At 72.6% G+C, this 8,964-nt stretch carries 6 protein-coding genes; 3 read left to right on the top strand and 3 right to left on the bottom strand.

The genetic code is table 11. The annotated features are described in order from the left end of the window. Positions 1-3 precede the first annotated feature (3 nt). A complete protein-coding gene (locus tag ABD347_RS28255; RefSeq protein ID WP_344366516.1) occupies positions 4-2,364 on the bottom strand; it encodes a glycoside hydrolase family 31 protein in 2,361 nt (786 codons plus the stop codon). A gap of 223 nt (positions 2,365-2,587) precedes the next feature. On the opposite strand from ABD347_RS28255, the gene ABD347_RS28250 reads away from it, so the two are divergent. The 3 genes from ABD347_RS28250 to ABD347_RS28240 all read left to right on the top strand — a co-directional run bounded on the left by ABD347_RS28250 (position 2,588) and on the right by ABD347_RS28240 (position 6,330). Next, positions 2,588-4,573, top strand: a complete 1,986-nt coding sequence (locus ABD347_RS28250) for an acetoacetate--CoA ligase (RefSeq protein WP_344366514.1) — start codon at positions 2,588-2,590, stop codon at positions 4,571-4,573. Then, the gene (locus tag ABD347_RS28245; RefSeq protein ID WP_344366511.1) at positions 4,570-5,133 is read left to right on the top strand and encodes a GNAT family N-acetyltransferase; all 564 of its coding nucleotides are present in this window, start codon (positions 4,570-4,572) and stop codon (positions 5,131-5,133) included. Before ABD347_RS28250 ends, ABD347_RS28245 begins: the two co-directional genes overlap by 4 nt. A 300-nt stretch (positions 5,134-5,433) precedes the next feature. Next, complete coding sequence (locus ABD347_RS28240; protein ID WP_344366509.1) at positions 5,434-6,330, top strand: hypothetical protein; 897 nt, start codon at positions 5,434-5,436, stop codon at positions 6,328-6,330. Between the two features lie 69 nt (positions 6,331-6,399). On the opposite strand, the gene ptsP is transcribed toward ABD347_RS28240, so the two are convergent. Next, the gene (gene ptsP / locus ABD347_RS28235) at positions 6,400-8,070 is read right to left on the bottom strand and encodes a phosphoenolpyruvate--protein phosphotransferase (protein ID WP_344366506.1); all 1,671 of its coding nucleotides are present in this window, start codon (positions 8,068-8,070) and stop codon (positions 6,400-6,402) included. An 83-nt stretch (positions 8,071-8,153) separates the two neighbouring features. After that, complete coding sequence (locus tag ABD347_RS28230; protein WP_344366505.1) at positions 8,154-8,603, bottom strand: PTS sugar transporter subunit IIA; 450 nt, start codon at positions 8,601-8,603, stop codon at positions 8,154-8,156. Positions 8,604-8,964 lie beyond the last annotated feature (361 nt).

Raw genomic sequence — 8,964 nt, 5'->3', positions numbered from 1 at the left:
CCCTCACCCCACGCCCCGCACCCGCACCCGCCCCACAACCTCCACCGCCTCGTCGCCCATCACCCGCTCGACCACCACCCGCCCGCCCACCAGCCGGGAGGTGTACCGCTCGATCTCCGCCTCCGCCCAGCCGTCCCCGACGTCCCGCACCACCAGACCGCCCCCGGTGCGCCCCACGGCCGGGGCCCACACCTCCAGCTCGTCGGTCCCGTCGCCGCCCCGCACGGGGATCACCGCGCCCGCCCGGGCGAGCACCGGGATCCGCGACAGCGGCGCGTCCACCAGCACCTGCCCGGGCCCCTCGTACGCCTGGCCCGTCGCCGTGTCGTACCAGCGCCCGCGCGGCAGCCGCACCGCCCGCCGGTCCGTTCCGCGCTCGAGTACGGGAGCCACCAGCAACGCGTCCCCCAGCAGGAAGGCGTCCTCGCAGTCGCGCAGCGCCCGGTCCTCCGGGCAGCCCCACCAGACCGGCCGCGCATACGGGGCGCCCGTAAGCCGCGCCAACCGCGCCAGCGTCACGAAGTAGGGCCGCAGCCGTTCCCGTTCCGCCAGCGCCGCCCGGGCGTGCTCCAGCACCTCCGGGCCGAACTCCCACGGCTCGCGCCGCCCCGCGTCGATCGCCGCGTGCGTCCTGAACAGCGGCAGCCAGGCACCCAACTGGAACCACCGCAGGAACAGCTCCGGCGACGGGCTCCCGTCGAACCCGCCCACGTCCGGACCGGAGTAGGGCACCCCGCACAGTCCCAGCCCCAGCACCAGCGACAGCGAGGCCCGCAGCCCCGGCCACCCGGTCGACACGTCGCCCGACCACGTGCCCCCGTAACGCTGCATCCCCGCCCACCCGGAACGCGAGAACAGGAACGGACGCTCGTCCGGACGCAGCCGCCGCAAGCCCTCGTACCCGGCCCTCGCCATCGCCAGCCCGTACACGTTGTGGGCCTCCTGGTGGTCACCGCCCCGGCCCTCCAGCACGTGCCGCGCCGAACGCGGCAGCGTCATGTCGCCGAACGGCGTGAAGGACACCGGCTCGTTCATGTCGTGCCACACCCCGGAGAACCCCTGCGCGAGCCGCTCCTCGTACAGCCCGCCCCACCACTCCCGTACCGCCGGATCCGTGAAGTCCGGGTACACGCACTCACCGGGCCACACCAGGCCCCGCACCTTACGGCCCCTCGTGTCCCGCACATACGCCCCGGAGGAGCCCACGGCGGCACCGCTCTCATAGACCCGGTTCCCCCGCTCCGCCTTCACCCCCGGATCGACGATCGACACCAGCCGCACCCCCTCCTCGCGCAGCCCCCGCGCGAGCCCGGGCAGATCGGGAAACCTCTCACGGTCCACCGTGAACACCTGGTGCCGGTCGTAGTGGTCGATGTCCAGGTGCAGCGCCGAAAGGGGCAGGTCACGCTCCCGGTAACCGGCCACCACCCGCGCCACCTCCGCCTCACTGCCGAACCCCCACCGGGCGTGCTGCGGCCCCAGCGCCCACGACGGCGGCAGCGCGGGGGCGCCGGTGAGCGCCGTCCAGCCGTGCAGCACGCGCGCGGGGGTGCCGACGACCACCCAGCAGCGCAAGGGCCCGCCGCCCATCCGCAGCTCGCTCGCGCCCGGCCGGTCGTGCCCGGAGCCGGCTCCGTCCTCACCCTCCCGCAGCGTCACCTGCCCGTCCCAGGAGTTGTCGTGGAAGGCCAGGTGCGTCCCCGCGTCCGACACCACGAACTGGACCGGCATGGTGATGTAGAGCGGGTCGTCCCCCGGGGCGAAGCTGCCGCGGGGGTCCGTGTTCCACAGCCGGTAGGTCCCGCTGCGCAACCGTGGCCCCGCCGCCCGCCCGCCCAGCCCGAAGAACCGCGCGTCGGCCGGCACCTCCGTCCGCTGCACCCACCGCGCGGGCCCCCCGGCGACCGGCTCCCACCACCGGGGCGGCAGGTCCCGCCGCAGCACCACCCCGCCGGGCGTACGGACCTCCACCGCGCCGTTCCGTGACACGGCGACCGTCACCCGCTCCGACACCACCCGCCAGCCGCCGCCCTTGTCGGGCTCCAGCTCCGCGCGCGGATCCGGCTCCGGCGGCCCGCCAGCCAGCGCGTAGGAGGGCAGCGGTTCCGCCCCGTCCCACCCCCAGAACACCGTGCCGCCGCTCGCCACGCACACCCGTACCCGCGACCGGGCGAACCGGACGATCCCGCCGCCCGGCAGCGGCTCGACACCCTGTGCGGGCCCCGGCACCCGCGCCCGCTCCGCCCCCCGCGGCCGCAGTCCGACGGCGTCCGCACGCCGCCGCCGCCATGCCGACCGCACCGCCCGCAGCCCCCGTACCGTGCTGAAGATCCTCACCGAGCGCACCAGATCACGACCGTCCATGCCGCTCACCCTGCCACCCGCCCCCATGCCCGCAGGGCCCGTTCAACCGGCGTTCACCTGTGGTGGGGGCACATATTCATCCGGCCGACCATGGGTGGTGAGCCCTGGTGCGAACAACGATCACATGGCATCGTCCTGTCAGCCGCGTCACGCGCACACCCCCGCACGTGCGCGAGACCCACGCAGACCCGCGTACAGGGACGCACAGCCAGGGAGCAGCCCCATGACCACAGAGCACGCCCGCCCCGAGCCGCTCTGGCAACCCGACCAGGACCGCGTCGACTCGGCGGCGGTCACCCGCTTCCAGGCCTGGGCGGCCGAGCGGCACGGCGCACCCGCCGACGGCGGCTACGCCGCACTGCACCGCTGGTCGGTCGACCACCTCGACAGCTTCTGGCAGGCGGTCGCCGAGTGGTTCGACATCCGGTTCTCCACGCCGTACGAGCGCGTCCTCGGCGACCGCTCCATGCCCGGCGCCCAGTGGTTCCCCGGCGCCACCCTCAACTACGCCGAGCACGCGCTTCGCGCCGCCGCCGACCGTCCCGACGCCCCCGCCCTGCTGCACGTCGACGAGACGCACGAGGTGACACCCGTCAGCTGGGCCGAGCTGCGCCGCCAGGTCGGCGCCCTCGCCGCCGAGCTGCGCGCCCTCGGCGTCCGCCCCGGCGACCGCGTCAGCGGCTACCTGCCGAACATCCCGCAAGCCGTCACCGCGCTCCTCGCCACCGCCGCCGTCGGCGCCGTCTGGACATCCTGCGCCCCCGACTTCGGCGCCCGCAGCGTCCTCGACCGCTTCCAGCAGGTCGAACCGGTCGTCCTGTTCACCGTCGACGGCTACCGCTACGGCGGCAAGGAACACGACCGCCGCGACACCGTCGCCGAACTCCGCCGCGAACTGCCCTCCCTGCGCGCGGTCGTGCACATCCCGCTCCTCGGCACGCGGGCCCCGGAAGGCGCCCTCGAATGGTCCGCCCTCACAGCGGGGGACAGGGAGCCGGTTTTCGAGCAGGTCCCCTTCGACCACCCCCTGTGGGTGCTGTACTCCTCGGGCACGACCGGACTGCCCAAGGCGATCGTCCAGTCGCAGGGCGGCATCCTCCTCGAACACTTCAAGCAGCTCGGCCTCCACTGCGACCTGGGCCCCGAGGACCGGTTCTTCTGGTACACCTCCACCGGCTGGATGATGTGGAACTTCCTCGTCTCGGGCCTGCTCACCGGCACCACGGTGGTCGTGTACGACGGCAGCCCCGGCCACCCGGACACCGGCGCCCAGTGGCGCGTCGCCGAGATCACTGGTGCCACCCTGTACGGCACCTCCGCCGCCTACGTCATGGCCTGCCGCAAGGCCGGTGTCCACCCCTCCCGCGACTACGACCTCTCCCGTATCACCTGTGTCGCCACCACCGGCTCACCGCTCCCGCCGGACGGGTTCCGCTGGCTCCACGACGAGGTGCGCGACGACCTGTGGATCGCCTCCGTCAGCGGCGGCACGGACGTGTGCAGCTGCTTCGCCGGCGCGGTCCCCACCCTCCCCGTCCACATCGGCGAACTCCAGGCCGCCTGCCTCGGCACCGACCTCCAGGCATGGGACCCGCAGGGCAGGCCCGTCACCGGTGAGGTGGGGGAACTGGTCGTGACCAACCCCATGCCCTCCATGCCGATCCGCTTCTGGAACGACCCGGACGGCAGCCGCTACCACGACAGCTATTTCGACATGTATCCAGGCGTGTGGCGCCACGGCGACTGGATCACCATCACCGGCCACGGCTCGGTCGTCATCCACGGACGCTCCGACTCCACGCTGAACCGTCAGGGCGTCCGCATGGGCAGCGCCGACATCTACGAGGCGGTCGAACGCCTTCCGGAGATCCGCGAATCCCTCGTCATCGGCCTGGAGGAGCCCGACGGTGGCTACTGGATGCCGCTCTTCGTCCACCTCGCCGAAGGCGCCGCCCTGGACGACGCCCTGACCGCCCGCATCAAGCGGACCATTCGGGAGCAGCTGTCCCCGCGCCACGTCCCGGACGAGATCATCGAGGTCCCCGGCGTCCCGCACACCCTCACCGGCAAGCGCATCGAGGTCCCGGTCAAACGCCTCCTGCAGGGCACCGACCTGTCCAAGGCCGTCAACCCCGGCTCCGTCGACAACCTCGACCTGCTCCGCTTCTACGAGGACCTCGCCCGCAAGCGTGCCCGAGGCACCCGGTGAGCTCCTTCTGGACCGGCGAGCGGGTACGGCTGCGCGGCATCGAACCGGAGGACTGGCAGTGGTTCATGGAGTTCGACGCCCACACCCACCACCAGCGCTCCCTCGACGTCCTCCACCCGCCCCGCTCGGCGGAGCGCCACCACGCGTGGGCGGCCGAGCAGTCCGTCGCCGCCCCGGCCGGGGACACCTTCCGGCTGGCCATCGAGGCACTGGACACAGGTGAGCTCGTGGGCAGCCTCTCCGTCAACGAAGCCGACCCGCGCACCGGCCGCTTCCGCTACGGCATCGGCATCGGCGCCGACCACCAGCGGCGCGGCTACGCCACCGACGCCGTGGTGCTCCTGCTGCGCTTCATGTTCGGCGAGCGGCGCTACCACAAATGCGAGGCGGCCATCCACGCGTTCAACGACGCGTCGCTCGCCCTGCACCGCGGGCTCGGCTTCGTCGAGGAGGGCAGACTGCGTGACCACGAGTTCTTCGCCGGCCGCCACCACGATCTCGTCATCATGGGCATGACCGCCCCGGAGTTCACCGAACGGCACCCCTTCGAGAAGCTCTGACCTGACCCAACCGCCCCGCCCGGCCCCGGACTCGTCCAGCACGGCGGCGAAGTCCGAGGCCGACCGCGCCGCACCGACCGACTCCGCCGCGCCTCGTCCACCCGCCGGCGCCGCCACCGGAAACCGCCCCCCCCGCCCGTCACCCACCAGTCCGACGAACGCCATTCCTTCGGGCACCCGGACTGATCCCGCACCGGCGCCCGCACCCCACCACCCCCGCCCATCCCCCTCCGCGGCCGCCACCCCCGTTGTCAGTGCCGCCGATTACTGTGAGTGAGCACCAGTGGACAAGGGGGATTCATGGAACACAACAGGAACACGGCGACCGCACAATCCGCACTGCGCCGGGAAGTGCCGAGCACCGTCGGCCTCCTCGCCGACGACCAGGACTTCACCGCGATGCGCAGCCGCTACCGCACCTTCACCTTCGACGACCACGAGACCTACCTCCACCAGGTCGAAGAACTCCTCAGAACCCTCGCGACCGAAAGCGGCCACACCACCGTCACCCTCTTCGACCCCGAGGACTACGCCGACTACTGCGCCGAGACCGGACTCGACCCGGACACCCCGGCCAGCCGCAGCCGCTTCACCGCCGAGGTAGCCGCCACCGGCGCCTCCGTCGCCTACACGGGCCAGCCCATCGACCGGCTCGTGCCGCTCCTCATCCACCGCGCGGTGCGCCAGGCCACCTGGGAGTACGCCACCATGCTCCTCACCGACATCGGGGAGTGCGCCGACTGCGGCCAGGACATCGGCCGCGCGGCGTTCGACCAGGCCTCGCAGACGCTGACCCGACTGCTCGAAGAAGCCGGACCAGGCACCCACCACCTCGTCTGCAGCGTCCCCGCCGACGAACAGCTCCTCGCCGTGCTGCACGCCGAACGGCCCCCCACCGGCCCCGCCGTGCTGGACCCCACCGAAGGCGCCGAGTTCGTCACCGTCCTCGCCGCCGGCATCGCACTCGAAAGCCCCGGAGGCCTCGTCCTGCGCACCACCACCCCCGCCGAGCCCGATCGGGTGCACGGCTGGCGCCTCGACCACGGCCGGCTCGTCCCGCTCACCGCGGCCGAGGTGTTCAACGCCTACTGCACCGACGCCGACACCGGAGAGCCCCTCTCACCGGAGCCCGGCGTCGACTACCGCGCCGGTTTCGACATCACGCCCGACGACGGCCGTCCGCCCACCCACCACTGAGACAGGGAACAGAGAAAGGGGCTTCCCCGCCACCGGCGGGAAAGCCCCTCCAACGACCCCGTCCGGGGACTACTCCCCGGACAGAACCGCCTGCGCGGCGAGCCGCGCCTCCTCGGCGGTGTCCGTGGCCCGCGCCGCAGCCGCCGCCCGCTCGCACTGCGCCAGCGTGTACTTGGCCAGCGTCGCCCGCACGTAGGGGATCGACGCGGCACCCATCGACAGGGAGGTGACCCCCAGACCCGTCAGCACACAGGCGAGCAGCGGATCCGCAGCGGCTTCACCACACACACCACAGCTCTTGCCCTCGGCCGCGGCCGCCTCCGCGGCGAGCGCCACCAGGTCCAGCAGCGCCGGCTGCCACGGGTCCTGCAACCGCGACACCGCACCCACCTGCCGGTCCGCGGCGAAGGTGTACTGCGCCAGGTCGTTCGTGCCCAGCGACAGGAACTCCACCTCCCGCAGGATCGAACGCGCCCGCAGCGCCGCCGACGGGATCTCCACCATCGCACCGAACTTCGCCCGGAGCCCCGCCTGACGGCAGGCGTCCGCGAAGGCCCTGGCGTCCGTACGGTCCGCCACCATCGGCGCCATGACCTCGAGGTACACCGGCAGGCCCTCGGCCGCCTTCGACAGGGCCGACAACTGCGTCCGCAGCACCTCCGGGTGGTCCAGCAGCGTCCGGAGGCCCCGTACGCCCAGCGCCGGGTTCGGCTCGTCCGCCGGCGTCAGGAAGGCCAGCGGCTTGTCCGCACCCGCGTCCAGCACCCGCACGACCACCCGGCCCTCCGGGAACGCCTCCAGCACCTTGCGGTACGCCTCGACCTGCTTGGCCTCCGAGGGCGCCTGCTCACTGTCGTCCAGAAAGAGGAACTCGGTACGGAACAGACCCACGCCCTCCGCCCCGGCCTCCACGGCCGCCGGCACGTCCGCGGGCCCGCCCACGTTCGCCAGCAGCGGCACCTTGTGCCCGTCCGACGTCGCACCCGGACCGGTCGCCGCCGACAGCGCCGCCCGGCGCGCGGCCGCCGCCTGCTCCAGCTCCGACCGCTTCCGGTCGCTCGGCTCCACGAAGATCTCACCCGTGCTGCCGTCGACCGCGATCACCGTGCCCTCGGCCAGTTCACCGGCCCCCGGCAGCGCCACCACGGCAGGTACCCCCAGCGCCCGCGCCAGGATCGCGCTGTGACTGGTCGGCCCGCCCTCCTCGGTCACGAAACCCAGCACCAGAGCCGGGTCCAGCAGCGCCGTGTCCGCCGGAGCGAGGTCCCGCGCGATCAGCACGTACGGCTCGTCACTGTCCGGAACCCCCGGCATCGGGACACCCAGCAGCCGCGCCACGATCCGGTTGCGGACGTCGTCCAGGTCCGCGACCCGCCCCGCCAGGTACTCCCCGGCACCGGCCAGCAGAGCCCGGTAGGCGGCGAACGCGTCGTACACGGCCCGCTCGGCCGTGCTCCCCACGGCGATACGACGCTCGACGTCGGCCATCAGCTCGGGGTCCTGAGCCATCATGGCCTGCGCCTCGAGCACGTGCTGTGCCTCACCACCGGCCAGATTGCCGCGCGCGATCAGGTCGGCCGCCACCGCCTCGACGGCCTGGCGAGCACGCCCCTGTTCGCGCTCCGCCTCCTCGGCCGGGATCTGCTTCGCCGGCGGCTCGAGGACCGCCGTGCCCATGTGGCGGACTTCGCCGATCGCCACACCGTGGCTCACGCCGACGCCCCGCAGCGTTGTCTCCATTACACCTGTCTCCGGTTGAGTGGCGGACGGGCCGCCACGTTGAATGTCCCGACCCGCTGCCGTCGACGACGACGGCACCGATGTCACTGCCAGGAGAAGAGCGAGTCGCCGGCCTTCACATCGCCGTCCTCGACGAGGCCGCTTAGGGAGTCGGCGGTGGCCTCCAGGGCCACGACCGGGCAGATCGGCGACTTGCCGGCGGCTTCGACGTCCGCGGGGTTCCAGCGCACGACGGCCTGGCCGCGCGTCACGGTGTCCCCCTTGTTCACGAGCAGCTCGAAGCCCTCGCCATTGAGCTGCACGGTGTCGATGCCCAGGTGAGTGAGCACCCCGTGCCCCTCACCGTCGACGACCACGAAGGCGTGGGGGTGAAGGGAAACGACGATGCCGTCCACGGGCGCCACGGCCGCCGAGGCCTCACGCACGGGATCGATGGCGGTACCCGGGCCGACCATCGCCCCGGAGAAGACAGGGTCGGGCACGGCGGCGAGTCCGATGGCGCGGCCCTCGAGCGGCGACGTCACGGTGGTCATGGGGGCCTCCCAGGGGGTGGAGATTCTGTGTCGCCGTCGCTGCCTGTCCTGGACGGCGTACTGATCAGAAGCGTATGTCATGAGAAGTCCGGGTTCCGCCCGAGTAGTCCGGGTTGGCGGCCTAGGGGCCACCGGAAGCGATTTGCCTCAACTCCCAACGGGCGGTAGGGTCGTACCCCTGCTTGACCCCGGCGCAACTCTGAGCCGGAGGTCGGCAGCGACTCTCAAGCGGATCCTAACTGGTCTACACCACTGGTCTACACCTCTGTGTGCCTGGGGAGTGGTCAGGGGGTCGGAAAAACGCTGATAGAGTCGGAACCGCCGGAAAGGGAAAGCGCGAAAGCGCAGAACGGCCCGGCAG

The sequence above is a fragment of the Streptomyces gobitricini genome (assembly GCF_039532985.1).
In the GTDB taxonomy this organism is placed as follows: Bacteria; Actinomycetota; Actinomycetes; order Streptomycetales; family Streptomycetaceae; genus Streptomyces; species Streptomyces gobitricini.
The sequence above is the reverse complement of the archived record's forward strand: the minus strand, read 5'-3'. Positions and strand labels throughout refer to the sequence as shown.